Annotated in this window: 23 protein-coding genes and 1 tRNA gene; 9 read left to right on the top strand and 15 right to left on the bottom strand. The window is 62.7% G+C overall.

All coding sequences use genetic code 11. The features are described 5' to 3' along the window. Positions 1-34: 34 nt before the first annotated feature. From FNA46_RS26070 to FNA46_RS13650, 3 genes are all read left to right on the top strand, one after another. Positions 35-190, top strand: a complete 156-nt coding sequence (locus FNA46_RS26070) for a hypothetical protein (RefSeq protein ID WP_185969852.1) — start codon at positions 35-37, stop codon at positions 188-190. A gap of 268 nt (positions 191-458) precedes the next feature. After that, a complete protein-coding gene (locus FNA46_RS13645; protein WP_210245879.1) occupies positions 459-1,004 on the top strand; it encodes a Panacea domain-containing protein in 546 nt (181 codons plus the stop codon). Between the two features lie 9 nt (positions 1,005-1,013). Next, positions 1,014-1,739, top strand: coding sequence for a hypothetical protein (locus FNA46_RS13650; protein ID WP_143125758.1), 726 nt, complete (start codon positions 1,014-1,016; stop codon positions 1,737-1,739). Positions 1,740-1,829: 90 nt separating this feature from the next. Here FNA46_RS13650 and FNA46_RS13655 read toward each other — a convergent pair. After that, a tRNA-Ile gene (locus FNA46_RS13655) sits at positions 1,830-1,905 on the bottom strand. A 193-nt stretch (positions 1,906-2,098) separates the two neighbouring features. On the opposite strand from FNA46_RS13655, the gene FNA46_RS13660 reads away from it, so the two are divergent. Further along, positions 2,099-2,878, top strand: coding sequence for an SIMPL domain-containing protein (locus FNA46_RS13660; RefSeq protein ID WP_246103082.1), 780 nt, complete (start codon positions 2,099-2,101; stop codon positions 2,876-2,878). 354 nt (positions 2,879-3,232) lie between these two features. On the opposite strand, the gene FNA46_RS13665 is transcribed toward FNA46_RS13660, so the two are convergent. From FNA46_RS13665 to FNA46_RS13675, 3 genes are all read right to left on the bottom strand, one after another. After that, complete coding sequence (locus FNA46_RS13665; protein ID WP_143125759.1) at positions 3,233-3,568, bottom strand: hypothetical protein; 336 nt, start codon at positions 3,566-3,568, stop codon at positions 3,233-3,235. Positions 3,569-3,685: 117 nt separating this feature from the next. Next, the gene (locus FNA46_RS13670) at positions 3,686-4,108 is read right to left on the bottom strand and encodes a secondary thiamine-phosphate synthase enzyme YjbQ (protein ID WP_143125760.1); all 423 of its coding nucleotides are present in this window, start codon (positions 4,106-4,108) and stop codon (positions 3,686-3,688) included. Between the two features lie 31 nt (positions 4,109-4,139). After that, positions 4,140-5,183 (bottom strand): DUF930 domain-containing protein, encoded by a 1,044-nt coding sequence (locus tag FNA46_RS13675; RefSeq protein ID WP_143125761.1) that lies wholly within the window; start codon positions 5,181-5,183, stop codon positions 4,140-4,142. Between the two features lie 325 nt (positions 5,184-5,508). Here FNA46_RS13675 and FNA46_RS13680 point away from each other — a divergent pair, with 325 nt between their 5' ends. Further along, positions 5,509-5,748 (top strand): DUF2798 domain-containing protein, encoded by a 240-nt coding sequence (locus FNA46_RS13680; RefSeq protein ID WP_143125762.1) that lies wholly within the window; start codon positions 5,509-5,511, stop codon positions 5,746-5,748. A gap of 81 nt (positions 5,749-5,829) precedes the next feature. Here FNA46_RS13680 and rpoD read toward each other — a convergent pair whose 3' ends face one another. The 4 genes from rpoD to FNA46_RS13700 form a co-directional block, all read right to left on the bottom strand. After that, the gene (gene rpoD / locus FNA46_RS13685; RefSeq protein WP_143125763.1) at positions 5,830-7,878 is read right to left on the bottom strand and encodes an RNA polymerase sigma factor RpoD; all 2,049 of its coding nucleotides are present in this window, start codon (positions 7,876-7,878) and stop codon (positions 5,830-5,832) included. A gap of 435 nt (positions 7,879-8,313) precedes the next feature. After that, positions 8,314-10,341: a DNA primase gene (gene dnaG, locus FNA46_RS13690; RefSeq protein ID WP_143125818.1), complete on the bottom strand. Its 2,028-nt coding sequence runs from the start codon at positions 10,339-10,341 to the stop codon at positions 8,314-8,316. 503 nt (positions 10,342-10,844) lie between these two features. Beyond that, entirely contained in the window at positions 10,845-11,294 is a 450-nt protein-coding gene (locus FNA46_RS13695) for a GatB/YqeY domain-containing protein (protein WP_185969856.1), read from the bottom strand. Between the two features lie 85 nt (positions 11,295-11,379). Continuing rightward, positions 11,380-11,571, bottom strand: a complete 192-nt coding sequence (locus FNA46_RS13700) for a hypothetical protein (protein WP_143125765.1) — start codon at positions 11,569-11,571, stop codon at positions 11,380-11,382. Positions 11,572-11,626: 55 nt separating this feature from the next. Here FNA46_RS13700 and carA point away from each other — a divergent pair, with 55 nt between their 5' ends. Next, positions 11,627-12,832: a glutamine-hydrolyzing carbamoyl-phosphate synthase small subunit gene (gene carA / locus FNA46_RS13705; protein WP_143125766.1), complete on the top strand. Its 1,206-nt coding sequence runs from the start codon at positions 11,627-11,629 to the stop codon at positions 12,830-12,832. Positions 12,833-12,892: 60 nt separating this feature from the next. On the opposite strand, the gene FNA46_RS13710 is transcribed toward carA, so the two are convergent. Together FNA46_RS13710 and FNA46_RS13715 are read right to left on the bottom strand one after the other, a co-directional pair. After that, entirely contained in the window at positions 12,893-14,278 is a 1,386-nt protein-coding gene (locus FNA46_RS13710; protein WP_143125767.1) for an MATE family efflux transporter, read from the bottom strand. A gap of 144 nt (positions 14,279-14,422) precedes the next feature. After that, a complete protein-coding gene (locus tag FNA46_RS13715; RefSeq protein WP_143125768.1) occupies positions 14,423-15,355 on the bottom strand; it encodes a LysR substrate-binding domain-containing protein in 933 nt (310 codons plus the stop codon). Between the two features lie 111 nt (positions 15,356-15,466). Between FNA46_RS13715 and FNA46_RS13720 the strand changes: the two genes are divergently transcribed. Beyond that, on the top strand, positions 15,467-16,462 hold the full coding sequence (locus FNA46_RS13720; protein WP_143125769.1) for an aldo/keto reductase: 996 nt from the start codon (positions 15,467-15,469) through the stop codon (positions 16,460-16,462). Positions 16,463-16,505: 43 nt separating this feature from the next. Here the strand turns inward: FNA46_RS13720 and FNA46_RS13725 are convergent, their stop codons facing one another. Both FNA46_RS13725 and FNA46_RS13730 read right to left on the bottom strand, forming a co-directional pair. Beyond that, the gene (locus tag FNA46_RS13725) at positions 16,506-17,177 is read right to left on the bottom strand and encodes a glutathione S-transferase family protein (RefSeq protein ID WP_143125770.1); all 672 of its coding nucleotides are present in this window, start codon (positions 17,175-17,177) and stop codon (positions 16,506-16,508) included. Positions 17,178-17,189: 12 nt separating this feature from the next. Continuing rightward, the gene (locus FNA46_RS13730) at positions 17,190-17,708 is read right to left on the bottom strand and encodes a DUF2306 domain-containing protein (RefSeq protein ID WP_143125771.1); all 519 of its coding nucleotides are present in this window, start codon (positions 17,706-17,708) and stop codon (positions 17,190-17,192) included. Positions 17,709-17,809: 101 nt separating this feature from the next. Here FNA46_RS13730 and FNA46_RS13735 point away from each other — a divergent pair, with 101 nt between their 5' ends. Further along, positions 17,810-18,691 carry a LytTR family DNA-binding domain-containing protein gene (locus FNA46_RS13735; RefSeq protein WP_143125772.1) on the top strand — a complete coding sequence of 294 codons (882 nt, stop codon included), beginning with the start codon at positions 17,810-17,812 and terminating at the stop codon, positions 18,689-18,691. A 231-nt stretch (positions 18,692-18,922) separates the two neighbouring features. Then, positions 18,923-22,408, top strand: coding sequence for a carbamoyl-phosphate synthase large subunit (gene carB, locus FNA46_RS13740; RefSeq protein ID WP_143125773.1), 3,486 nt, complete (start codon positions 18,923-18,925; stop codon positions 22,406-22,408). 246 nt (positions 22,409-22,654) lie between these two features. Here the strand turns inward: carB and FNA46_RS13745 are convergent, their stop codons facing one another. From FNA46_RS13745 to FNA46_RS13755, 3 genes are all read right to left on the bottom strand, one after another. After that, entirely contained in the window at positions 22,655-23,107 is a 453-nt protein-coding gene (locus tag FNA46_RS13745; RefSeq protein ID WP_185969853.1) for a DUF1842 domain-containing protein, read from the bottom strand. A gap of 211 nt (positions 23,108-23,318) precedes the next feature. After that, a complete protein-coding gene (locus FNA46_RS13750; protein WP_143125775.1) occupies positions 23,319-24,770 on the bottom strand; it encodes a UdgX family uracil-DNA binding protein in 1,452 nt (483 codons plus the stop codon). Next, entirely contained in the window at positions 24,770-26,002 is a 1,233-nt protein-coding gene (locus FNA46_RS13755) for a putative DNA modification/repair radical SAM protein (RefSeq protein ID WP_143125819.1), read from the bottom strand. The genes FNA46_RS13750 and FNA46_RS13755 overlap by 1 nt, the downstream gene beginning before the upstream one ends. Positions 26,003-26,124 lie beyond the last annotated feature (122 nt).

Genomic DNA, 26,124 nt, shown 5'->3' on the forward strand with positions numbered 1-26,124 from the left:
TCGCGGCGTTGGTTCGGGTGAATGGGGGGCGCCTATGAACGACCTGAAGGAGATCCTCGCGCAACTCGAAGCGGCAAAAGCCCGCGCCGAGAAAGCCGAACAGCCGCTTCTGGTCTATCTCATTGCAATGGCCATTCTTGAAGCAGAAGAGCAGACGCGTTTGCTGGGGCCGCCAACGACGCGTCATTGAGGCATGAGGGCTTGTGCCGCCTGTTCGCATTGGCAAACCGAGCCGCACGCGCCAACTGCCCAGCGGCTACGATCGGTCTATCGCCGCAAAGTGCTGCATTTCAGCACTCCGCGACGGCAAACGAAGCGGCGCTCAACTTAAGACTTCAGAAACCACAATAAGGGATGTTAGGAGTAAATGCCTGTTTGAAGACCGCAGCGCATGACCTTCGGATCCGCAATGCAAGATATCCTCTGCCACAGGGTTCGAGCGCTGAAAATAAGACGGCGTGGGACGCTCGGCAGTTGGCGGCCGTCGCCAGCGCGGCCTGTCGGAGATAGTGAAAATGTTTGACGCTCGGATGATAGCGAATGAGATCCTGCTACGCGCTTGGCAGGATGAGCTCGAATTGACTCAGATCGACATACAGAAGATTCTCTATTTTCTCCATGGCCACCACCTTCTAGAACATGGCAAGCCACTCGTGAAATCCGAGTTTGAGGCTTGGGAATACGGCCCAGTGCAGCGGACCGTCTACGACGACTTCAAAAGGTTCGGTGACCAGCCTATCACCGAATTAGCGCAAAAATTCGATCCAATTCGCAGAACTCACTGCCCATTTCCGCGCCTGTCCGACAACGCCGCGATTTCCACGATTGAACAACACCTAGGAAAATACCTAGAAATTCCAGCATTTACTCTTGTGGATATTACCCACAAGCCGGGCACGCCATGGTCGAGAACTATGGAAGCAGCATTGACCCGTGTTAACGTGGGCATGCGAATCAAAAACGAACTTATCGTATCTTATTTCGAAGGGTTCATTACCGCTTAGAGGTTTGGTTTGGGCGTTAAGAAGAAGAAGGCCGTCGGTCTTCTCAACCGCATCCAATTCATCGACCTTGCTCAAGCAGTCACCCAATCTCCGGTGGCTCGAAGAGAATGGTTGCGCGCTTATCTGCAACGAGCGCTTAAAGGCGGAAAGTTCCCAAGCTACCGCTACTTCAGAAATGCAATCCCAACAATTTACGGCGTGAAACGCGGGCTGGATCCATCTCCCCCGGTCGGAAGGGAAGAACTGAAGAAGTATGTCGGCGCTGCATGCAACGGGATTGATGAGGCAAAGAACGTCGAAGCAGCCTTAACTCTCTACGACCTAATCCGGCCGCGCGGTTATCTCGCTTACGATCACGAACCTAGGCACTTGGCGCTGGGCCGGAGTCGTCAAGCCGCCATTGGGCTTCAAGTGGAACTCGTAAGAGAAGAGGAACTGATATTTCAGTATCCATACCCACGCCGTAGCCGGCTTGATGACCACACAATACGCGTACTGCTTTCTATCATCCATCACGCCTATGCCGTGGGCGACCGCGAAGGTGCATTCGTGGAGTTGGCGGATCTAAGTTGTGATTTTGAGACTGCTGAAACGCGTCGGCTCAGATTGCCTTCTGTGAGGGCGCCCAGGATTATTCGTATTCATCATGACGAGATCATTTCGTTGGATGACCTCGCGCCCGAGGTTCAGAATGTCCACGATCTTCTCATGGAATTGGGTGAGGAGCCCGATTGAAACGGCTCCGATTCTGAAAATTCGAAATTCCGGCTTTAGGTGTCAAAATTCCGGAAATCCGCGTCAAGCTACATTGATTTTAAAGAAATTTGGTGGGCCCGGAGGGACTCGAACCCCCAACCAAGCGGTTATGAGCCGCCGGCTCTAACCATTGAGCTACAGGCCCGGCCTTCCCGTCAGGAAGGTTGGAAGGATGCAATGGTTCATCGCTGCCATAAGGGTGGGCTCTAACGCAAAAAGAGCCAGCCGACAAGCCACCGCCGCATTGGCTTCATATTCTGCAGGCAGCAAGGGGCTGCAACCAGAAATGTCCCGTCATGCGCTGCGTGCGCGCGGACGAAAAGATGCGGAGGATGAGCATGATGAACATCTCAAGGCGGCGCAAGGGCATGGCCCTCGGCCTGGTTCTTGCCGGAAGTCTGGTGGCGCCGGCGGTGGCACTGTCACAGGCACCGCCCCCTCCCCCCGGTCCACCGCACGGCCCACCGCAGCCCGCCGTCATCAGCGTGACCGGTCAGGGCATGGCACAGGTCGCACCGGATATGGCGGTCGTGTCGCTGTCGGTCACGCGGCTGGCGGAAACGGCTGATGCGGCACTCGCGGCCAACAATGCCGCCATGCGCGAGGTGATGGCGGCACTGAAGGCGGACGGCATTGCCGAGCGGGATATCCAGACCAGCGACTTTTCCATCTATCCACATTACAGCCCGCAGAGCAGCGACAGCAGCAACGAACCGTCACCACCGAAGACCACCGGCTATCAGGTCACCAATACATTGACGGTGAAGGTCCGCGACCTGCAGAAGTTGGGCGGCCTGCTGGATCGCTCGGTCAAGCTTGGTGTCAACCAGGGCGGCCAGATCAGCTTCACCAATGACGACACGAAGGTGCCGCTCACGCAAGCGCGCCGTCGCGCGGTAGAGGATGCCGTGGAAAAGGCGCGCACACTGGCGGAGGCAGCCGGCGTCAAGCTGGGCCGCATTGTCTCGCTGGAGGAAAATGCAGATCTCCCGATGCCGATCCGGCCGGCGCCGATGATGCGCATGGCGATGGCAAAGGAGGCCGATTCCGTCCCCGTCTCCGGCGGCGAGAACACCTATACGGTCAACGTCTTCATGCGGTTCGAACTGGCCCCCTGACCCCCTCGCCTCCCGCCCGAGGCGGGAGGCGTTCCCTCGGGGGAGCGAAGCCGCACAAATGCGCCCGCTCTTGCCTGCTTCAAACGACAAAAGCCGCCGCTCACAAGCTAGGGGGGCGTGAGCGACGGCCTCTTCCGTCCATTGGGCGATGGAGCGGACCATGGCGCAGGTTCCGTCCGTGGCCGGCAGACCTGCAGGATTGGCGGCAACGGCTGCAAGGCCGCGTCAAGGCCGGTGCGGGCCCTCACCCGTTCCGGCGCGATGTCATCAGGCACGCCACCGAAGAGATGAGCGGGAGCCATGTGCAGGGGCTCCCCTCTCTGCGGGTCCGTCTTTCGTCACGGGTGCGACAGATCAGCGGCGAATGACGGGGCAGCCGCGCACATTGGCAAAGACCACGCGATCGCGGCCACCGCGATCAAAACCTGCCACCACCACGACACGGCGGTTCACATCCACCACGCGGGCCCGGCGAAGGCCCATGCGGGAGGCCTTTTCCTGGGCAAACCAGGGAGAGCAACCTTCCCGCGGCGGTGGACGATGGTGGCGCGGGCCATCCCAACGACCGTCATCGCGCCACTGCACGTTCACCACCGGCCCTTCGGCTGCCGAAGCAGCGGGCAGGGATCCCATCAGGCTGGATGCCGCGATCAGAGTGGCCAGAGCGGCCTTCGCAAGGAACTGCGTCATGGTTTTCCTTCCTCGTCTTTCATCCCGCCTTTGCGGGCGTTGAAGCAAAACCTAATGTCGCGGATCTGAATGTTAGCCGAACCTTTCGTTCAGGCATCGTTCAGGCTGGTGCACGCGTCAGGGCGAAAGGTGCAGCACCACCTCGCGCCGGTGCGGCCGGTCGCGGTGCTCGAACAGATAGATACCCTGCCATGTGCCAAGCGCCAGGCGACCACCCATCACGGGAATGCCGATGGAGGTGGCCGTCAGGGCCGCCTTTACATGCGCCGGCATGTCATCCGGCCCTTCGGTGGTATGCACCATCCAGCGCATGGAAGGCTCATTGCTCGGTGGCACGAGGCGACGGAAGAATTCGCCGAGATCACGCTGAACGTCGGGATCGGCATTTTCCTGGATCAGCAGCGAGCAGGAGGTGTGACGCACGAAGATGGTCAGCAGCCCCTCCGCCTGGCCTGCGGCATGCACGAAGGCGGCAGCCTGATCGCTGAACGCATAAAGTCCCTGGCCGCGCGTCGGGATGGAAATCACGGTCTGTGGCATGGCCGGCTCCTTTCTGGGACCAAGCAGAGTGTCAGAAACTGGGAAAGCCGCGTTCGCGCCATTCGCTGCGGGGAATGCGCCCACCCACAGCATAGGAAAAAGCCTCCACCTCCGTGGCATCGGCATTCAGCGTGCAGAGAAAACTGACATTGTACCAGGCGCCCTGCGCCCGGAACGCGCCGCGCGGCACGTTCATCACATTGGTGCCGGCCGGCAAGCGGAAGGCCGGCAGCAGTTCCGGCAGATAGGAGGGCGAACCGTGCAGCAGCTGCGCCTGCAGTTCGGAGGCGCAGAGCTGGCCGGCACGGTCGCCACGCGGAATTCCGGCCATGGCGGTGGAGGCCTTGGCATTGCCGGTCTTTTCCGTGGAATAGAGCCGCTTGACCGGTTTTGGCTCGGCCGTGGCGGTTTGCGTGGGGGCAACCGGGCGCGGCTGCGGCACCGCGACCTTTGACGGTAGCGTGATCTGCGGTGCGCCATCCTCCTCCGGAGCGGCCCCCTCTTCCGCATTCGCCTGGGCAGACAGCACGGGCGGGGCCGGCGGCTGGGCGGCGTCGGGTGCAGGCTCCGGCTCGGGCATCGGCGGCGTCGCCTCTGCCTCCGCCGGCTGCGGGGCCGGTTCCGGCTTCGCCTGCGTCTCGGGCTTCGGCGCCTCCTCAGCGGGCGCCTTGTCGCCATCGGCGCTGTTGCCTTCCACCGATTGCTGCGGGCCGGCGGCTTCCTCCCCGAACCGGAACACGGGCCGCAAGGTGGGCACCGGTGGTGATACGGGCTGCTGCGCCTCCGGCTTTGTCTCGGGCGGCGGCTCGGGTTTGGGTGGTTCCGGCTGCGGCGGATCGGGCTTCGGGGGTTCAGGCTTCGGCGGTTCAGGTTCCGGTGGTTCGGGCGGCGGCACGATCTCAACCGAAACGCTCTCTTCCGGCGGCGTCTGCGGTGGGCTGGACGGCAACTGAATGAGGAAGGGGAGAAGGATGGCAAAATGCAGAAGAAGGGAGGCCGCGACGATCCAGCCGCGACGTGACGCGCGGGCCGGCCTTGCCAGCGGCGCCTCTCCTGTCACCCCTTCCTCTGTCATCTCTTGCGGTGCGGCATCATCCTGCATGGTTCCGATGTAGGCGGGAATGGCGGCGGGATCGAGAGGCGCAAGCCATGAACCGGCAAAAAACTGCCGACACCCGAAGGGAGCCGGAAGGAAAGCGGCCCGGCGGAAGCCCATCGAAGGCTTGCCAGGTGCCGGCTTGTCCGCTATCAACACGGATGTCGATCGTCATCGGCCGTAAGCGTCTCACGAGAAGCAACGCACCACCCTTCGGACCGTCACGGGGCGAAGGTGTCACGCACAATGATGCGAGGTGCCCATGTTGTGTTCCGTGCCGCTCCTTCTCCCAAAGAGAAAATCCATGAAGATCAAGCGTCTTCCCGCCCGGACGGCAAGTCTACTCATGCCGTTCATCCTGTCCATCCTGATGACCTTCGTCGTCTCGGCCGTTGCCACGATGACGAATATGGGGCCGGCTCCCGGCTTCCTCGGCAAATGGATGTCTGCCTGGGGACTCTCCTGGCTGATCGCGTTTCCCACCCTGCTCCTGGCCCTGCCGCTGGCACGGCGCATCGTGCTTTCGCTCGTCGAGCGAGCATGAGGGACGCGGCCCTGCCCCTAAACAAAAAACCCGGCGGAACTGCTTCCGCCGGGTTCTGATTGTCTTCGATGCCTGATCGCCTCAGCTATCCAGGAAGCTGCGCAGCTTGCGGCTGCGGCTCGGATGCTTCAGCTTTCTGAGCGCCTTCGCCTCGATCTGGCGGATACGTTCGCGCGTAACGGAAAACTGCTGGCCGACTTCTTCCAGCGTATGGTCCGTGTTCATGCCGATGCCGAAGCGCATGCGAAGAACACGTTCTTCACGCGGCGTCAGCGAGGCGAGCACGCGGGTGGTCGTCTCGCGCAGGTTCGCCTGAATGGCGGCGTCGATCGGCAGAAGCGCGTTCTTGTCCTCGATGAAATCGCCGAGGTGGCTGTCTTCCTCGTCGCCGACCGGCGTTTCGAGCGAGATCGGCTCCTTGGCGATCTTCAGGACCTTGCGGACCTTTTCGAGCGGCATGGCCAGCTTTTCGGCCAGTTCTTCCGGCGTCGGCTCGCGGCCGATTTCGTGCAGCATCTGGCGCGAGGTGCGCACGATCTTGTTGATCGTCTCGATCATGTGCACCGGAATGCGGATCGTGCGGGCCTGGTCGGCGATCGAGCGGGTGATCGCTTGGCGGATCCACCAGGTGGCATAGGTCGAGAACTTGTAGCCGCGGCGATACTCGAACTTGTCGACCGCCTTCATCAGGCCGATATTGCCTTCCTGGATGAGATCGAGGAACTGCAGGCCGCGGTTGGTGTACTTCTTAGCGATCGAGATGACGAGACGCAGGTTGGCCTCGACCATTTCCTTCTTGGCGATGCGCGCCTCGCGCTCGCCCTTCTGCACCATGTGCACGATGCGGCGGAACTCGGTGACCGAAATGCCGGTTTCCGTTGCGAGATTCTGGATCTCCTGACGGATGTCGCGGATCGTCTGGTTCTCGGCGCGCGCAAATTCCTTCCAGCCGCGGGCGGCGAGGTTGGAGATCGATTTCATCCAGTGCGGATCAAGCTCGGCGCCCTGATACTGCTCCAGGAAGCTGTCGCGCTTCACGCCATAGGATTCGGCCAGACGCAGCAGGCGCCCTTCGTTCTGCACGAGGCGCTTGTTGATGTCGTAGAGCTGCTCGACAAGACTGTCGATACGGTTCTGATTGAGCGACAGCGACTTCACCGCCGTGATCAGCTGGTCCTTCAGCTCCTTGTAGCGGCGCTCCTGGCCGGACGACAGCGTGCCGGTGCAGGAGAGGCGCGCCTCCACCTGCTGGTCCTGCAGCTTGCGCAGCTTCTTGTAGGTATCGGCAATGGTGTCGAGCGTCTCCATCACCTGCGGGCGCAGTTCCGCTTCCATTGCGGCGAGAGACAGGCTCGATTCGTCATCGTCCTCCTCTTCCTCTTCCATGGGCGGCAGGTCGCCACCGACATTGGTGATGTCGTCCTCGCCGGCAGCCGCCCGCGGCTTGCGCGACTTTTCCTTTTCCTCGGCCGCCTTGCGGTCGGCCTCGATCTTTTCCGGGCTCTGGAACTGCGGGGCAGCCTTGGCTTCCGGACCGGAATAGGTGGTTTCGAGATCGATGATCTCGCGCAGCAGCGTCGTGCCTTCGTTCAGTTCGTCGCGCCAGATGATCAGCGCCTGGAAGGTCAGCGGGCTTTCACACAGACCCGCGATCATCGTTTCGCGGCCGGCCTCGATGCGCTTGGCAATCGCGATTTCGCCTTCGCGCGACAAAAGCTCGACGGACCCCATTTCGCGCAGATACATGCGCACCGGGTCGTCCGTGCGGTCGGTCGGTTCCTTCTTCTTGGCGGTCGCGACAGCCGTGCCGGCGGCAGGCGCCAGTTCGCCACCCTCGCTCTCGGCCTCGTCGTCGCCGTCGTCTTCGGCCGCCTGCTCCTCGACTTCCTCGTCCTCGACGACATTGATGCCCATGTCGGACAACATGGCCATCGTGTCCTCGATCTGCTCGGAGGTCACTTCTTCGGAAGGCAGCACCGCATTCAGCTCGTCCATCGTGACATAGCCACGCTTCTTGGCGAGCTTGATCATCTTCTTGACCGCGTCGTCGGAAAGATCGAGAAGCGGACCGTCCGTAGCGCCGTCGCGTTCGTTTTCAGCTTCTTCGTTTTCTTTGACTTTAGTTGCCATCTATTCGTCTTTCCTTGGACGTCATCCGCGGCGTTCTGCTGATCGGCACCCGCACCCTGCAGAGCGGACGCGATCCGAATCGCACTCAATCACGTACTGGCTGGACATTAAATCTCGCTTAACCAAGAAAGTGTTCCGGCCCTGCAAGCATCGTTTCGCCCTCGGCACACGAGATCCGTTCTCGCAGCCGCCATGTCCCACTTCGCCCTGTTCCGCCTGGAACGGTGATTCCCACAATTTTACTCCCCGTCAAGCCTTTCCAGAGGCAAAGAGCAGATATAACGTGGAAAAAGAGGAGTATCGCGGGCTCACCACGCCCTGGTCGCGTCGGCTGCCTGTTATTTAGGAAGCCGCGCCGCCATGACAAGAGCGGAAATGACCGGAAAGACCGTCCTTGCCTTCTCCATCCCGCATCCTGGCACAACCCTTGGCTGATCAGCTGCCATGGCCCGCCGCAATGCCCTTCACGCGGCCCGACATCACGCCGAAGCCATCGATGATCGCCTCCTGGTTTTCCATCCGCACGATTTCATCCTGCACTTCGGACAAGGCCCGCAGAAGCGGCTGAACCGTATCGCCGTCGCCCTCCTCGGTGGCGGCCGAGATTTCCCGCTCCAGTTCCATCTTCTGAATGCGCAGTGCCTTGGTGCGCTTGTGCAGTGACAAGGCCTGCCGGTAACCTTCGCGGGCATCTTCCGCAGCCGCCTTTTCGGTTGCCGTCCACAGGCGGGCATTGCGCACCTGCTGATCAAGCGCCGTCACGAGCGGTTCGAAGCCTTCCGCAAACAGCCGCCCCACCAGATACTCCCGCGAGAGATTGGCGCCGGCCGTGGCAGCCGCCGGCAGCACGGCCGACCAGAGCCGCTGAAGATCGCGATTCTCGAAATCGATCGCGGCGATCTCGTCATAATCCTCGAGCAGCAGCTGCGGGTGGTTGACGATGGTGATCGCCAGCACCACCTCGCGCAGAGCCGGCAACTCCTGATGGCCACGCACGAGCCCGGAACGGGCCAACCGATCGGAGACGCCAAGGCTGCCGCGGCCGGCAGTGCCGGCAAAGCCGGCCCCCTGCCCGCCGCCGCGCCCGCGGCCTGCCATGCCACCCGGCCCGCGGCTGTTGGCCTGAAAGCCGGCGCGCGGCTCGCGTCCGCCTCGCTGCGGGGAAAAGAAGGCATTGAGGCGCTCGCGCACGTCCTGCTGGTAATGGCGGCGCACATTCTCGTCGGCAATGACGGAAACAATCTGCTTCAGCCGCGCCTCCAGCTCCGCGCGCTTCTCCGGCGTCTCGAAGGAACCATTGGCGGCCTCGCGCATCCAGATCATCTCGGCGAGCGGCCGGGCCTGCGCCATCACCGTGTCGAAGGGCGCGCGTCCCTCATGGCGCACCAGATCATCCGGATCCTTGCCATCGGGCAAAAGCGCAAAGCTGACGGAGCGCCCGGGCTTGATGTGCGGCAATGCCAGATCGGCCGCACGGTTGGCGGCGCGCAGACCCGCCCCGTCGCCATCGAAGCACAGCACCGGCTGCGGCGACATGCGCCACAAAAGTTCCAGCTGGTTTTCGGTCAGCGCAGTGCCGAGCGGCGCCACCGCATTCTCGACGCCGGCCTGATAGAGGGCGATCACATCCATGTAGCCCTCGACGGCAATCACCGTCGCGTCCTCGCCATCGCGACTTTTCGCCTGCGCCTGCACGGCACGCCGCGCGCGGGAGAAGTTGTAGAGCACATTGCCCTTGTGGAAGAGTTCCGTCTCGTTCGAATTCAGATATTTCGCCATGGCATCCGGCGACATGGCGCGGCCGCCGAAGGCAATCACCTTGTCGCGTGACGAGAGAATCGGAAACATGATGCGGTCGCGAAACCGGTCGTAGGAGACGGGCACGTTCTCGTGCACCACCAGACCGCAGGCCTCCATCTGCTCCTTCAGCACGCCCTTGGCCGCCAGATGCTCCTTCAGCGCATTGCGGCTTTCCGGCGCATAGCCAAGACGAAAGGTTTCGATGGTGCGGCCGGTCAGGCCACGGTCGCGCAGGTAGGCGCGCGCCTTCGCGCCCGCTGCACTTTGCAACTGGTCCTGAAAGAACTGGGTTGCCATTTCCATGACGTCGAGCAGCGTGGCGCGTTCCTTCTCGCGTCGCTCGGCCTGCACATCCGGCTGCGGCATGGCAACGCCCGCCATGTCGGCCAGCTGCTGCACGGCCTCCGGAAAGCTCAGCCCCTCGATTTCCTGCATGAAACGGAAATGGTCGCCGGACACGCCGCAGCCGAAGCAGTGGTAGCGTCCCTTGCGATCCTCGCAATGGAAGCTCGGGCTCTTTTCCCCGTGGAAGGGGCAACAGGCCCAGTAGTCGCCACGCGAGACATTGGTCTTCTTGCGATCCCACGTCACCCGACGGCCGATGACGGCCGAAATCGGCACGCGATCGCGTATCTCATCGAGAAATGTATTGGAAAAGCGCATCATCACCTCACGGACCTCAGTCCATATAGGCATCTTGGCCTGCAAACACCATCACACGCGCCCGTCACACCCGCAATTCACAGGGCGAGTCCCGGCTAAAACCGTGAACAAGCGTGCTGCGTTGCGTCAAAACTAAGGCAGCAGCCGAGCCCCAAAAATTAAGTCTTTGTAATTTGAAACCGGGTCCGCAGCGGGCGTATGTGTTCATCGTCGCTTCCTGACGTCCCACTCTCTCTAACAGGAAGCGACACGCACGGGGATGCGCCCCCCCATACCGCATCCCTGGCACTGGCATCCTCCCCCCGGATGCCGTGCAATGTCCAGGCGTCAGAGGCAGGACTTCCCCCAGTCCTGCCTCGCTTGGTTTTAGGGGCACCCTCACATGACCCATCCGACCCAGCATCCATGCGCCAGCACGCATTCGTCAGCGAGCAGAAACGCAAAGGCGGCTGAAACGCGATCCGCGCCAGCCGCCCGAAACTCGACCGAAGATGGAATGCCGATTACTTCAGGAGATCCTTCACGATTGCGGAGGCGCGGGCGAAATCCATCTGGCCGGCATAGCGCTCCTTCAACAGGCTGATGCACTTGCCCATGTCGCGCAGGCCCTGGGCGCCGATCTCGGCGATCACCGCCTTGCAGGCCTCGACCACCTGTTCGTCACTCATCTGCTCGGGCATGAAGCCACGAATGATCGCGATTTCCTCACGCTCCTGATCGGCGAGTTCGCTGCGGCCGCCTTCGTCATAGATCTTGGCCGATTCCTCGCGCTGCTTGATCATCTTCTGCAGGATCTGCAGGATGTCGTCATCGCTGACAGCATCCTTGCCGACGCCGCGATTGGCGATGTCGCGATCCTTGATCGCCGTCTGGATCAGACGGACGGTGGACAGCCGGCGGGCCTCCTTGGCCTTCATGGCTTCCTTCATCGCATTGGCAAGCTTGTCGCGCATCATATTTATTGTTCTCCTTGGGAAAGCCGCGGGCAAAGTCCGCCGAACGGACTATCGCATTTCCATCAGCTTTTGTGCCGCCCTCTTAGACCAGCCGGCAGGTCGGATCAATCGGCGCGAAAAGGCCCTGATCATCAGAGCGGGATAATTCCCCCTGCGCAAGGGCTTGCAATTGACCCGCCGGGTCGCTTCCGTTATTTTCCGGCACCTGCACGAGAATTAACCAGGACACAGGCGCGGGATCGATCTCGCCGCCTCCTTTTCTGCGACCATACATGGCCCCGGCATCCCGCCGCTTCAAGCGGACGGGCAAAGGGCGGAGACGAACCGACATGACTGAGACAGCACCCTGGACCACCCGCAAGCCGACCGCCGTTCTTGTCCTTGCCGACGGAACGGTCATCGAAGGCCACGGGATCGGCGCCACGGGCAAGGTAACGGCAGAAGTCTGCTTCAACACGGCGCTTACCGGTTACGAGGAGATCCTGACCGATCCCTCCTATCTCGGCCAGATCGTGACCTTCACCTTCCCGCATATCGGCAATATCGGCACCAATGAGGAAGACATCGAGGACCTGACGCCGGCGGCCCGCCGCGGCGCGGTCGGCGTCATCTTCAAGGCCGACATCACCGATCCCTCGAACTACCGTGCAGGCCGCCATCTCAACGACTGGCTGGCAGCGCGCGGCATTATTGGTCTGTCGGGTATCGACACCCGGGCGCTCACCGCCTGGATCCGCGAGAACGGCGCCCCGAACGCAGTCATCGCCCATGATCCGAACGGCGTGTTCGACATCGAGGTGCTGAAGGCGGAAGCCCGCGCCTGGAGCGGCCTCGTCGGCCTTGATCTCGCCAAGGACGCCACCTCCGGCCAGTCTTCACAATGGACGGAAACGCCCTGGGTTTGGAACGAGGGCTATGGCACGCTGTCGCCCGAGGATGCCAAATATCATATCGTCTGCGTCGATTACGGCGTGAAGCGCAACATCCTGCGTCTGTTTGCCGGCCTCGACTGCAAGGTCACGGTCGTTCCGGCCAGCACGTCTGCGGAAGACATCATGGCGCTGAAGCCGGATGGCGTGTTCCTCTCCAACGGCCCGGGCGACCCGGCCGCCACCGGCGACTATGCCGTTCCGGTCATTCAGGAGGTCATCAAGACGGGCACGCCGACCTTCGGTATCTGCCTCGGCCACCAGATGCTGGGTCTGGCACTCGGCGCGCGCACCGAGAAGATGCACCAGGGCCATCACGGCGGCAACCACCCGGTCAAGGACCATACGACCGGCAAGGTGGAAATCGTCTCGATGAACCACGGCTTCGCAGTCGATTCGAAGTCGCTGCCCGAGGGCGTCGAGGAAACCCACATCTCCCTGTTCGACGGCACCAACTGCGGCCTGCGGCTGGCCGGCAAACCCGTTTTCTCCGTGCAGCACCACCCGGAAGCCTCGCCGGGCCCGCAGGACAGCCACTATCTCTTCCGCCGCTTCATCAACATGGTGCGCGAGAAGAAGGGCGAACCGGCACTTGCCGAACGCTGATCGGGTGATTCGGCGAGATCACGCGTCAACTGAAGGCCCGCTGTTGCAGCGGGCCTTTTTTCATCCGCGCCGCACCAGCCGCCAGAAGCGCAGGCTCAGCATGATGGAAGCGGCCATCAGGCCGGTGACGAAGCCGACCCAGATGCCGGGGCCGCCGAGGTGGAAGACGAAGCCGAACAGCCAGGCGCAGAAGAAGCCGATCGGCCAGTAGGCGATGAGCGCCAGCACCATCGGCACCTTGGTGTCTTTCAGCCCGCGCAGCAGCCCCGCCGCCACCGCCTGCAGGCCGTCGAACATCTGGAAGGCACCGGCGGCGATGATCAGCGGCACCGCCAGCGCCAGCACCGCCTGGGCATCCGGCTGGCGCGTATCGAGAAACAGCGCGCCGAGCGCGCCCGGGAAGACGGCAAACAGGGTGCTGCCGATCAGCGAAATGGCAAAACCGACAACGAGCACCATCACCGCCGCGCGGCGTACGCCGAGTGGATCCTTGCGACCATGCGCCAGCCCCACCCGCACCGTTGCCACCTGGGCCAGCCCCAACGGAATCATGAAGGCAATCGAGGCGAGCTGCAGCGCGATGCCATGCGCGGCCAGTTGCTGCTTGCCGAACAGCCCCATCAGCAGCGAAGCCGCAGTAAACAACCCGGCTTCGGCCAGGATGGTAAAGCTGATCGGCAGGCCGAGCCCGAAGATTTCGCGAAAGGCCACCCAGTCCGGCCGCCAGAAGCGGACAAAGAGGTCGTAGGCGCGCATCTCGGGCCGGCTCTGGACATAGGCCAGCATCAGCAGGAAACCGAGCGTATTGGCACCGAAGGAGGCAATCGCTGCGCCCTGCAGCCCCCATTGCGGCAGGCCGAAATGGCCGAAGATCAGGCCGTAATCGAGCACCGCATTCAGGCTGAACATGCCGAGCGTGACATAAAGCACGATACCGCCGCGCTCCAGCGCGCTGGCAAAGGAGCGCATCACCATCAGCAGCAGGGCCGGGAACATGCCCCATTGCAGGATGCGCAGAAAGCTCTGGGCAAGCGCCGCGATATCCGGTTCCTGCCCCAGGGCCAGGAGCAAGGTTTCGGAAAACCACAGGATCGGCGCGGTGATGATGCCATAGGCAATCACGACCCACATGCCCATGCGCACGGAACGGCGCGCCTGCGCGCGGTCGCCACGACCGATCGCCTGGGCGATCAGAGGCACGACGGCGCTGGAAAAGCCGGTCCCGAAGATGAAGACGACAAAGAAGATCTGCGTGGCAAGCACCGCGGCCGCCAGCTGTGTCGTTCCCAGCCAGCCAATCATCACCACGTCGGTGGTGTTGATCGCCATCTGGGCCAGTTGCGCGCCGACGAAAGGCACGCCAAGCCCGATGGTGGCACGCGCATGCGTGGACCAGGAATTGTCACCGGCCTGCCCGGCCAGGGCAGCAGCAGGATGGCTCGCCATGCTCAAAACTCCAGAACGAAAAAAGCCGTTGCCCCGAAATCGGGCAAACGGCCTTGTTTTTCTCTAGCCAATGCCCATCCGGCAGGCAAGTCGCGCATCCCATCCAGCAGAATAATTGCAGCATGGTTCAGTGTCTGTGATGGGTCAGGTACTCTCTCTCGCGTCTGCTGACTCATTCCGCTTCTGTTCGGTCCGCAGGAACTCCACGAAGGCACGCAGCGGCGAAGGCATGTGCCGCCGGCTGTTGTAATAGAGAAATGGTCCGGAAAATCGCGGGGACCAGTCCTGCAGCACGGCAACGAGATCACCACGCGCGAGCGCCGGCGCCAGAAAGTCCTCGAAGGAAAACACGACGCCCAGTCCTCGACAGGCCAGTTCCACCTCCAGTTCAGACGTCTCGGCGATGATGCGGGCCGGCGGCAGGATCGAAAATTCCCGGCCGTTCCGATCCTCGAACAGCCATGACAGTACGCGGCCGCTGGAAAAGCGGTGCAGAATGCAGCGATGCGCGAGCAGGTCCTGCGGGTGAACCGGCACGCCACAGCCCGCAAGATAGGCTGGCGCGGCGGCAGCCACGTAACGCTGGATGCGCGGTCCGATCGGCACGGCAATCATGTCCGGCTGCAGCGCCTCCTCGTAGCGAACGCCGGCATCGAACCCCTCGCCGATCACGTCGATCAGCGCGTCATTGGTGGACACTTCCAGCGTGATGCCGGGATGAAGCAGCAGAAAGCGCGCGGCAAGATCCGGCAGGATGGCGCGGGCAACGATGCCGGGCACATTGAGCCTGAGGCGACCGACCGGCCGGTCGCGGAAATCGTTGACGCCGTCAAGCGCGGCCTCGATCTCGGCAAGGCCGGGACGCAGGCGCTCAAGCAGACGCTCGCCCGCGTCGGTCAGGCTCACGCTGCGAGTGGTGCGATTCAAAAGGCGCACGCCAAGCCGCGCCTCCAGCCGCCGCACCGCATCCGACAGCGAGGAGGCCGAGGCATTGCGCAGCTTTGCCGCAGCCCGGAAGCTTCGATGCTGAGCAACAGCGGCAAAGACATCGAGATCGGCGAGCGGGAGATCGGTCATTGTACGAATTTCCGGACAGGGTGTGCGCGACACATCGGATTATCGCACAAAGCCGTTTGCCGTAGAAGAGAACCACCGGCAAGACCGGAGATCAACCCAAGGATTCAGACCATGAACACACATCGACTGGGACAGACAGGCCCGCAGGTTTCCGCGCTTGGTCTCGGCTGCATGGGCATGTCGGACATGTATGGGCCGAGCGACCGCGCCGAGAGCATCGCCACCCTCCATGCCGCGATCGATGCCGGCATGACGCTGATCGATACCGGCGATTTCTACGGCATGGGCCACAACGAGATGCTGATCGGCGAAGCGCTGAAGGATGGGTTGCGCGACAAGGTGACGATCAGCGTGAAATTCGGCGCGCTGCGCGGACCGGATGGCGGCTGGCTGGGCTACGATGCCCGCCCGCAGGCGGTCAAGACGGCGCTTGCCTATACGCTGAAGCGGCTGAATGTGGACTACATCGACATCTACCGCCCCTCGCGCCTCGATCCGGCGGTGCCGATCGAGGATACGATCGGGGCGATCGCTGAGATGGTGCAGGCCGGCTATGTGCGCCATATCGGTCTGTCGGAAATGGGCCCCGATACCATTCGCCGCGCCGCCGGCGTCCATCCGATCAGCGACCTGCAGATCGAGTATTCCCTGCTTTCCCGCGGCATCGAGGAGACGATCCTGCCGACCTGCCGTGACCTCGGCATCGGCATCACCGCCTATGGCGTTCTCTCGCGCGGCCTGATCAGCGGGCACTGGCAGAAGGACCGCACGACGGACGCGACCGATTTCCGCGCCCGCAGCCCCCGCTTCCAGGAGGGCAATCTGGAACAGAACCTGGCGCTGGTGGAGGCGCTGCGGCAGATCGCCGAAGCCCGGCAGGCGACCGTCGCCCAAGTGGCGATTGCCTGGGTGGCGGCACAGGGCAAGGACATCGTGCCGCTGATCGGCGCCCGTCGCCGTGACCGGCTGTCCGAATCGCTCGGCGCGCTGGATCTCATCCTGACGGCAGAGGATCTGGCGGCAATCGAACGGGTGGTGCCGAAGGGTGCGGCCGCCGGTTCCCGCTATGCCGAAATGCAGATGGCGCATCTCGATAGCGAGCGTTGATCACCTGAAATATCGGCGGGGCGGCACGAACTGCCCCGCTGCCTCAGCTTGTCGCGTAGTCGTATTGGCTGCCACGCGAAAGAGCCCGCTGATAGGCCGGGCGCGCGCGGATCGCCTCAAGATAGCGGCGCACCGCGCCGACCTCGCCCATGCCGCCGATGCGCGTCATGCCGGCCTCCACCGGAAAGCTCATGGCAATGTCGGCGGCGGAAAAGGCGGAACCGGCGAACCAGCCGTCGCGCGAAAGCTCCGCGTTCCAGAAGGCCAGATGATCGGCGAGCTGCGGATCGACCAGCTTTGCCTGAACACCGCCGGCAATCATCTTTGCCACGGGGCGCAGAAAGAACGGTATCTGGCCGGGCAGCCGCAGGAAAAGCAGCTTCAACAGCAGAAGCGGCATCGCCGATCCTTCCGCATAATGCAGCCAGTAGCGATAGCGCAGCGCCTCGTCGGTGCCGGGCTGAGGCCTGAGGCCCGCCCCCGCGCCGTGCGTCTCGATCAGATATTCGATGATAGCCCCGCTTTCGGCAATCACGCGGCCATCCTCCTCGATGACGGGCGACTTGCCGAGCGGATGGACGGCCTTCAGGCTGGCCGGCGCGCGCATGTCCGGGCCACGCTGATAGGTCTTCACCTCATAGGGCAGCCCCAGTTCCTCCAGCAGCCAGAGAATGCGGTGGGCACGGGAATTGTTGAGATAGTGAACGATGATCATGGCAATCGGCATTCAGGAGAACAGTTTGGCACGGCCGCCGGCGGGCCTCAGCAGACTGTGCTGAACGAGGGCCAAAAGCAACCAGGGGAGTGTCAAGATGGCGACCAGCAGCAGCAAGTGCGGAAGGCTTGAGCCATCAAACACCACCGCATGCATGATCCGGTAAGGCATCAGGGTGAAGCCGCCGGCAATCAGGATGCTGCCGACATAGATCTGCGTGACCAGCCGGCGATGCGCGGCAATGCGGCCGTGGCGCGCCAGCCAGACCACCCGCAGGCAGCCGACAACGACGAGGATCGACAGCAGATGGATCGGGCTGAAACCCTGCCACATCCTCAGTTCGTGAATGAAGAAGGACGACAGCGCCGAGACCAGCATCAGACCGATCCAGATCTTGCCGAGCAGACGGTGCAGCGGTGTGCCCCGCCCGCGCCAGACCAGCAGGAAGGCGCCGATAAGGGCGGCCGGCAGGATGGTGGCCACATGGATCTGGATGGCCAGCGGCGCCTCCAGAAGGGGTTCAAGGGTCATGGACAAATGCCTCGCGGAAAGCCTCGATTGAATTCTGCTCCGATCTTCGGCAAAACGAAACGGGACGAAAGCGCATCTGCGCCAACCGGGAGAAATGCTTCGTGAATGCAGGGAAACTGCAATCCGCGCTTCGTGAATTGCAGGCCTTTCTGCTGGCGCCGCGCTATTGGCTGACGGTCGGCGTGGTCGTTGCGGTTTTCACCATCAGCGGCCCGTTCGGCACGCTGAAGGCCATGCCGCTTCTGCCGCGCCTTGCCTTCTGGCTGCTGCTACACGGGTTCGCCTTTTGCGTGGCCATGGCGTTTGCCGTCGCCAGCAGCCTGCTGCTGGCACCCCTTCTCTCCTCGCGGCTGATCCGCATGATGATCGGCTCGGCGCTGGCCGCCCTGCCAATCGCGGGCTGGATCGTGGTGCTGCAGGCAGGTTTCGTCAACGATCCGGTCACGCTTGCCGGCTTTACCGAGCAGGTGGGTGTCTCCGTCCCGCTCTGCCTGATCTTCTGTGTGCTGACCTATCTGACGACCGGCACCGGTGCGGAAGCCAGCCCGGCGCGGCAGGCCATGGATCATCCCGCCGTCCCTCCGGAGCTGTCCAAAAGCGAGCCGCAGGACGGGATTGCCCAGCCGGCAGCGACCCAGCCTGCCCTTCTCGCGCGCCTCAAGCCGGAGAACCGCGGGCGCCTGCTGAGACTTTCCGTACAGGATCATTACACGGAGGTGGTCACCTCCCGCGGGCGCGAACTCATCCTGCTGCGCTTTGCCGATGCGCTGAACGAGACCGGCAACACGCCCGGCCGGCGCATTCACCGCTCCCACTGGGTCGCCGATGCGCATGTGGAGAGCCTGAAACGCGACAAGGGCCGCCTTTGCCTCGTGACCGGCGACGGCACCGAACTGCCGGTCAGCCGCCCATACGAGGCAGAGGTGCGCCACCATTATGCCAGTTCCACCGGAGATAAGACGGTTGCGGCAGAGCGCAACTGATCGTCCGGCATGGCTGTCGCCTGTCCGGGATTTCGCGCCCCGTTTCCTGGCGCCCCACACGGCATCCACAGGTCGGCGTTTTTCTGCGCAACAGGCAAGATCGGGGGTTCCTTCCGCGCGGACATTTGCCTATAAGCCGCTTCTAGCCTGAAAAAGAACACCTCTGTGCCCGACCGATGCCTCTGCATCCGGCCGGCTTTTTGCGCAGGGAAGAAGAAGCGGAAAGACGAGATGCCGAAGCGCCAAGATATCAAATCCATCCTTATCATTGGCGCGGGGCCAATCGTCATCGGCCAGGCCTGCGAGTTCGACTATTCGGGCACCCAGGCCTGCAAGGCGCTGAAGGAAGAGGGTTACCGGGTCATCCTGGTCAACTCCAACCCGGCCACCATCATGACCGATCCGGGCCTGGCCGACGCCACCTATGTGGAGCCGATCACCCCGGAAGTGGTGGCCAAGATCATCGCCAAGGAGCGCCCGGACGCGCTGCTGCCGACCATGGGCGGCCAGACGGCACTCAACACGGCGCTGTCGCTGAAGCGCATGGGCGTGCTCGACCGCTACAATGTCGAGATGATCGGCGCGAAGCCGGAAGCCATCGACAAGGCCGAGGACCGCGCTTTGTTCCGCGAGGCCATGGCCAAGATCGGCCTGGAAACGCCGCGCTCGATGCTGGCGAATGCCACCGAAATCAAGGACGCCGACCGCAAGAAGCATGAGGCCGAACGCGCCAAGCTGCGCGAAACCCTGTCCGGCGACGATCTCGACAAGGCGCTCGATGCGCTTGAAAACCAGTGGAACCTCGGCGAAACCGACCGCAAGCAGCGCTACATGGCGCATGCCATGGCGATTGCCGCCCAAGCGCTCGATCACGTCGGCCTGCCGGCCATCATCCGCCCCTCGTTTACGCTCGGCGGCACCGGCGGCGGCATTGCCTATAACCGCTCGGAATTCTTCGACATCGTCAATGGCGGTCTCGATGCCTCGCCGACCACCGAAGTACTGATCGAGGAATCGGTGCTCGGCTGGAAGGAGTATGAAATGGAAGTGGTCCGCGACAAGGCGGACAACTGCATCATCATCTGCTCCATCGAGAACATCGATCCGATGGGCGTTCACACCGGCGATTCCATTACGGTTGCCCCGGCGCTGACGCTGACGGACAAGGAATACCAGATCATGCGCAACGCATCGATTGCGGTGCTGCGCGAGATCGGCGTGGAAACCGGCGGCTCGAACGTGCAGTTCGCCGTCAACCCCGCCGACGGCCGCCTTGTCGTCATCGAAATGAACCCGCGCGTCTCGCGCTCCTCGGCGCTCGCCTCCAAGGCGACCGGCTTCCCGATTGCCAAGGTCGCCGCCAAGCTTGCCATCGGCTACACGCTGGACGAACTGGACAACGACATCACCGGCGGTGCGACGCCGGCCTCCTTCGAGCCGTCCATTGATTACGTCGTCACCAAGATCCCGCGCTTTGCCTTTGAAAAATTCCCGGGCGCCGAGCCGACGCTGACCACCGCCATGAAGTCGGTCGGCGAAGTGATGGCCATCGGCCGCACCTTTGCCGAATCGCTGCAGAAGGCGCTGCGCGGCCTCGAAACCGGCCTCACCGGCCTCGACGAGATCGAGATCCCCGGCATGGAAGCCGGCGAAGCCTCGAAGAACGCGATCCGCGCCGCCATCGGCACCCCGACGCCGGACCGCCTTCGCATGGTGGCCCAGGCCCTGCGTCTCGGCATGACCGAAGCCGAGGTGCATGAAGGCTGCAAGATCGATCCCTGGTTCATCGCCCAGTTCAAGGCGATCGTCGACATGGAAGCCCGCATCCGCGAGCATGGCCTGCCGACGGACGCGGAAAACCTGCGCATGCTGAAGGCCATGGGCTTTTCAGATGCGCGTCTGGCAAGCCTCACCGGCAAGCGCCCGAAGGAAGTGGCCGAACTGCGCAACGGGCTTGGCGTGCGCCCTGTCTTCAAGCGGATCGACACCTGTGCCGCCGAATTCGCCTCGCCGACGGCCTACATGTATTCGACCTATGAGACGCCCTTCGTCGGCCTCGCCCGCTCCGAGGCGCTGGTGTCGGACCGCAAGAAGGTCGTCATCCTCGGCGGTGGCCCGAACCGCATCGGCCAGGGCATCGAGTTCGACTACTGCTGCTGCCATGCGGCCTTCGCACTGAAGGATGCCGGCTTCGAAGCCATCATGGTCAACTGCAATCCGGAAACCGTCTCGACCGACTACGACACCTCCGACCGCCTCTATTTCGAGCCGCTGACAGCCGAAGACGTGATCGAGATCCTGCGCGCCGAGCAGGAAAAGGGTGAAGTGGTCGGCGTCATCGTGCAGTTCGGTGGCCAGACCCCGCTGAAGCTCGCCGAGGCGCTGGAAAAGAACGGTATCCCGATCCTCGGCACCGCGCCGGACATGATCGATCTCGCCGAAGACCGCGACCGCTTCCAGAAGCTTCTGATGAAGCTCGACCTGACGCAGCCGAACAACGGCATCGCCTATTCGGTCGAACAGGCCCGCCTCGTGGCATCCGAGATCGGCTTCCCGCTCGTCGTGCGCCCGTCCTACGTGCTTGGCGGCCGCGCCATGCAGATCATCCATTCGGAAGGCCAGCTGCAGAGCTACCTGCTGGATACGGTGCCGGGCCTGGTGCCGGAAGACATCAAGCAGCGTTATCCGAACGACAAGACCGGCCAGATCAACACCCTGCTCGGCAAGAATCCGCTGCTGTTCGATAGCTACCTGACCAATGCCGTCGAGGTGGATGTCGATGCCCTGTGCGACGGGGAAACCGTCTTCGTCTCCGGCATCATGGAGCACATCGAGGAAGCCGGCATCCATTCGGGCGACTCGGCCTGCTCGCTGCCGGTGCGTTCGCTTTCGAAGGAGATCGTCGACGAGCTGGAACGCCAGACGACGGCGCTTGCCAAGGCGCTCCATGTCGGCGGCCTGATGAACGTGCAATATGCCATCAAGGATGGCGTGATCTACGTTCTCGAAGTCAACCCGCGCGCCTCGCGCACGGTGCCCTTCGTGGCCAAGACCATCGGCGCGCCGATTGCCAAGATCGCTGCCCGCATCATGGCTGGTGAAAAGCTCGACGCGGCGATTGCCGCCTATGGCGAAAAGCCTGATCCGCGCAATCTGAAGCACATCGCCGTCAAGGAAGCCGTCTTCCCGTTTGCGCGCTTCCCCGGCGTCGATACGCTGCTGGGTCCTGAAATGCGTTCGACCGGCGAAGTCATCGGCCTCGACACCAGTTTCGCGCTGGCCTTCGCCAAGAGCCAGCTCGGCGCCGGCGTCGAACTGCCGCGCGAAGGTACCGTCTTCGTCTCCGTGCGTGACGAGGACAAGGAGCGCGTATTGCCGGCCATCAAGCTTCTGGTCGAAAACGGCTTCCGCGTGCTCGCCACCGGCGGCACGGCCCGCTTCCTCGGCGAAAAGGGCATCGAGGCCACCAAGATCAACAAGGTTCTGGAAGGCCGCCCGCATATCGAGGATGCCATCCGCAACCGCCAGGTCCAGCTGGTCTTCAACACCACCGACAGCAACAAGGCGATTTCGGATTCCAAGTCGCTGCGTCGCGCAACCCTGATGCAGAAGGTGCCCTATTACACCACCATGGCCGGCGCCATGGCGGCCGCGGAAGCGATCCAGGCCCTGCGCAAGGGCCAGCTGGAAGTACGCCCGCTGCAGAGCTATTTCTGATCGGGCTTGCCCGTCCGGCCGCAGGCAGTTGCCCGTGGGAAGCCGGAGAGATTAAAGACGACGAAGGGCGGCTCAAGGCCGCCCTTCCGCGTTTCAGGGATGTGTCCGACACACCGGCCCGCGTCGGCCGCCGTCAGCCGCTTCGGCCGTCTTCAACGGCACGAAGCGGCATCAAGAACGGTCGGGATATGCCGGAACCATCGTGTCTGCGCGCGCGCCCGATCGCCCCGACGCACTCAGCATACGTCAGGCGGCCTTGCTCACCGTTTCATGGCCGGCAGCGGTGCGGACGACCTTCTGGCGCACCTGATGCCATTCGCCGGTCAGCGCGGTCCGATACTGGAAGATGATCTCGCCACCCGAGAAATCGGGTTCGAGAAGGATGATCGACGAGTAGTTTTCCGGAATGACCGGACCGACACCGGCATTGGAAGGCCAGAAGATTTCCGGCCAGCCCGTCAGGTCGATGCGGACCTTGGAGCCAGGACCCATGACGGTTTCATAAATCAGGGTACCGGTGACATGCGAGGAGATGCCGAGCGGCGGATTGACGGCCTGCGTCACTTCCGAATGCCCGGTGACGATGCTCTTCGGCGTGTAAACCGTCAGGCTGAGCGTGTTGACCGGAGCCCCCGGCGCACCCTCCGAGCGCAGCGGCAACAGGAACAGACCCATTTTCTGAACACCTTCGATGGCCATGAAATTTCCTCCCTTTTCTATGGCGTACGATTTTCTGTGACGTAAATTCCCGAACATTGATCTCCTCTAAATCAACCTCCGGGCGCAATAATTATGCGCGCATTGTGAAATTATACAACCTTAAGAATTCAGGGAATTCTGCGTGCGGCAAGTCAAATGGACATCAATACAGCGGGAGGATTGCGTTATCGCTGTGGAGTTTCCGAAAAGATCATGACGCGGCACCAAGCACATGCAGAAGGTCTTCACGGAACCGCGCATCTTCCGCCTGCCGTGCCTGAGGATCGGGAAGGCGCAGCAGATAGGACGGATGCACCGTGACCAGCAGCCGGCGCCCCTCCGTCATGCCGAGCATCTGGCCGCGTACGTCTGACAGACGGCGCCGCTCTCCGGTCAACGAGAAATAGGCGGTCGCGCCGAGGGCAACGATCAACCGGGGGCGGATCAGATCCACCTCCTGTTTCAGCCACCAGCGGCATTGGGCAATCTCCGCTTCGTTCGGCTTCTGGTGGATGCGCCGCTTGCCGCGCGGTTCGTACTTGAAGTGCTTGACCGCATTGGTGACGTAAAGCGCGGCGCGCTTCACGCCGATCTCGGAAAGAACCGCATCGAACAGTCTGCCGGCCGGGCCGACGAAGGGATGTCCGGAAAGATCCTCCTGGTCACCGGGCTGTTCGCCGACCACCATCACGCGCGCATCCTTCGGTCCCTCGCCGAACACGGTCTGCGTAGCGTGGCAATGAAGGGGGCAGCGGGTGCAGGCGCGTGCCGCCTCGCGCACCGCTTCCCATGAGCCCGCCGGCACAATGTCGTCCGCCCCGCGTTCCGCCTGCCGCGCCTGAAGGCGCGCATGGAAGGCCGGCGGCTGCGAGGCGGCCCTTTCCGCCATTTCCCGCACCTTCGCCTCTGCATTGGCGATGAGTTCAGGAATAAGCTCGGCCTCCGGCAGGTTCTTCCAGTATTTCCGCGGCATTTCCGCGGTCATCGCCTTCACCTTCAGCCGTGCCGGATTGAAGATGTTGGCATAATAGATGCGCCACAGATCGTCCGCATCGTCGCGGATCTCGGGTTTGTCGGCCGGGGCATCGCTCACCGTCAGTTGCTCGCCATCCCAGGCGGCCGATCCCTTCGGCGTCGCGATCACCCAGTCCATGTCGAAGAAGCGGCGGCGGAAGAAGGGCGCCATCCGCGCTACGATGAAATGATCGGGCTCGAACCAGGCCAAGAAGGAGCGGCGGCGGCCGGTCGGATCGCTGGAGGCCACCTCCTTGAAGCGGACGAAGGCCTTCATCTTGTGGCTGTCGCGCCGCACCGATTTTTCCAGCCTGCGCGCCGCCATCACATCCGGATCGGAGACGACCTGCAACAGATGGCGGTCGCCGCGAAGGCGCCACAGCAGCCGATAGAGCAAATCGAACCGCCCCGGCTCAGAATGGCAGATCACGGTTTCCGCAAGGTCCACGAAGGCCGGCGGCACCGTGACCGCCCTTCGCTCCGCCGGCAATGCCAAAGCCTGCCGTTCTGCGAAACCGGAAAGCGCACCGCCCTCCCCGGCAACCCGCCAGGCCATTGCGCCCGGTTCGATGTCATTGAGCAGCAGCAGGCGCGCGGCATCGCGCCATTCCTCAAATTCGCCGCACCCTTTCAGGAAGATCGTCTGCATCAGAACAGCGCCAGCTGTTCCGGTTTCGGAGCAAACAGGTCCCTCAGATCGGAGCGCTCCAGCAGCCGGCTTGGCGTCCAGCCTTCGGCCACGATGAATGGCTGCACCTTGCGCAACGACACGCCGAGCCGGCCGAGATCCTCCAGCCGGATGCGACGGAAACGGCGCGAGGAGAGGATGGCATTGACCGTCTTTGTGCCGAAACCCGGCACGCGCAGCAACAGCTCCTTGCCTGCCCGGTTCACGTCCACCGGAAAGCGCTCGCGATGCGCCAACGCCCAGGCGAGCTTCGGATCGAGGTCGAGATCGAGATTGCCATCTGCGGTCACCGCCGTGATCTCGCCGATCTCGAAGCCATAGAAGCGGTAGAGCCAGTCCGCCTGATAGAGCCGGTGCTCGCGCATCAGCGGCGGCTTGACCAGAGGCAGCTTGGCGGACGCATCCGGAATGGGACTGAAGGCCGAATAATAGACGCGCTTCAGGCCATAACTGCCATAAAGCCTTGCACTGGTGCCGAGAATGGTGGCGTCGTTTGCCCCATCGGCACCGACGATCATCTGCGTGCTCTGCCCGGCCGGTACGAAATGACGGCGCCTCTTCGTGCGCAGCGTGGGCTCGGCCGCATCCTCGATCTTAAGCCGCAATTCGCCCATGGCGCGACGGATGTTTGCCGGCTTCTTTTCCGGCGCGAACCGCCCGATGCCGCTGTCGGTCGGAAGCTCGATATTGATCGACAGGCGGTCCGCATAAAGCCCCGCCTCCTCGATCAGCGCGGCCGAGGCTTCCGGAATGGTCTTCAGATGAATGTAGCCGCGGAAGTTATGGGTGGTGCGCAGCTCGCGGGCAATGCGTACCATTTCCTCCATCGTGTGGTCGGAGGAACGGATGATGCCGGAGGAGAGAAACAGGCCCTCGATATAATTGCGCCGGTAGAATTCCAGCGTCAGCCAGATCACCTCTTCCGGCGTAAAGCGCGCCCGCTCCACATTCGAGGAGGATCGGTTGATGCAATAGGCACAGTCATAGATGCAGAAATTGGTGAGCAGGATCTTCAAGAGAGAGATACAGCGCCCGTCCGGCGCATAGGCATGGCAGATGCCTGATCCTTCCGTCGAGCCCAGCCCGCCCAAGCCCGCGGAATGGCGTTTCGTCGTGCCGCTCGATGCGCAGGAGGCATCGTATTTGGCGGCATCCGAGAGAATGGCGAGACGTTCTTTCAGCGACTTCTTCATTAGTTTGTTCACTATACGTTCTTGTCGTCTCCGTCAAGATGCGGTTACCCCGGCGACAGACCACCTTGCTCGTGCTGGGCGGCGCCCTATTTCGAATTTTCTGGAAATTCGCGTCACGATTC

The organism is Affinirhizobium straminoryzae (assembly GCF_007004135.1).
GTDB classification, from domain to species: Bacteria; Pseudomonadota; Alphaproteobacteria; order Rhizobiales; family Rhizobiaceae; genus Neorhizobium; species Neorhizobium straminoryzae.

Excerpts from the sequence above, each read along its gene's own strand:
- dnaG (WP_143125818.1), bottom strand. The coding sequence starts at position 10,341 with ATGCGCTTTTCCAATACATTTCTCGATGAGATACGCGATCGCGTGCCG.
- FNA46_RS13730 (WP_143125771.1), bottom strand. The coding sequence starts at position 17,708 with ATGACCCTTGAACCCCTTCTGGAGGCGCCGCTGGCCATCCAGATCCAT.
- FNA46_RS13675 (WP_143125761.1), bottom strand. The coding sequence starts at position 5,183 with ATGACAGAGGAAGGGGTGACAGGAGAGGCGCCGCTGGCAAGGCCGGCC.
- FNA46_RS13670 (WP_143125760.1), bottom strand. The coding sequence starts at position 4,108 with ATGCCACAGACCGTGATTTCCATCCCGACGCGCGGCCAGGGACTTTAT.
- FNA46_RS13750 (WP_143125775.1), bottom strand. The coding sequence starts at position 24,770 with ATGCAGACGATCTTCCTGAAAGGGTGCGGCGAATTTGAGGAATGGCGC.
- FNA46_RS13665 (WP_143125759.1), bottom strand. The coding sequence starts at position 3,568 with ATGACGCAGTTCCTTGCGAAGGCCGCTCTGGCCACTCTGATCGCGGCA.
- FNA46_RS13755 (WP_143125819.1), bottom strand. The coding sequence starts at position 26,002 with ATGAAGAAGTCGCTGAAAGAACGTCTCGCCATTCTCTCGGATGCCGCC.
- FNA46_RS13680 (WP_143125762.1), top strand. The coding sequence starts at position 5,509 with ATGAAGATCAAGCGTCTTCCCGCCCGGACGGCAAGTCTACTCATGCCG.
- FNA46_RS13745 (WP_185969853.1), bottom strand. The coding sequence starts at position 23,107 with ATGGCCATCGAAGGTGTTCAGAAAATGGGTCTGTTCCTGTTGCCGCTG.
- FNA46_RS13660 (WP_246103082.1), top strand. The coding sequence starts at position 2,099 with ATGATGAACATCTCAAGGCGGCGCAAGGGCATGGCCCTCGGCCTGGTT.
- FNA46_RS13695 (WP_185969856.1), bottom strand. The coding sequence starts at position 11,294 with ATGCGCGACAAGCTTGCCAATGCGATGAAGGAAGCCATGAAGGCCAAG.
- FNA46_RS13720 (WP_143125769.1), top strand. The coding sequence starts at position 15,467 with ATGAACACACATCGACTGGGACAGACAGGCCCGCAGGTTTCCGCGCTT.
- carB (WP_143125773.1), top strand. The coding sequence starts at position 18,923 with ATGCCGAAGCGCCAAGATATCAAATCCATCCTTATCATTGGCGCGGGG.
- rpoD (WP_143125763.1), bottom strand. The coding sequence starts at position 7,878 with ATGGCAACTAAAGTCAAAGAAAACGAAGAAGCTGAAAACGAACGCGAC.
- FNA46_RS13700 (WP_143125765.1), bottom strand. The coding sequence starts at position 11,571 with ATGTATGGTCGCAGAAAAGGAGGCGGCGAGATCGATCCCGCGCCTGTG.
- FNA46_RS13725 (WP_143125770.1), bottom strand. The coding sequence starts at position 17,177 with ATGATCATCGTTCACTATCTCAACAATTCCCGTGCCCACCGCATTCTC.
- FNA46_RS26070 (WP_185969852.1), top strand. The coding sequence starts at position 35 with ATGAACGACCTGAAGGAGATCCTCGCGCAACTCGAAGCGGCAAAAGCC.
- carA (WP_143125766.1), top strand. The coding sequence starts at position 11,627 with ATGACTGAGACAGCACCCTGGACCACCCGCAAGCCGACCGCCGTTCTT.
- FNA46_RS13715 (WP_143125768.1), bottom strand. The coding sequence starts at position 15,355 with ATGACCGATCTCCCGCTCGCCGATCTCGATGTCTTTGCCGCTGTTGCT.
- FNA46_RS13710 (WP_143125767.1), bottom strand. The coding sequence starts at position 14,278 with ATGGCGAGCCATCCTGCTGCTGCCCTGGCCGGGCAGGCCGGTGACAAT.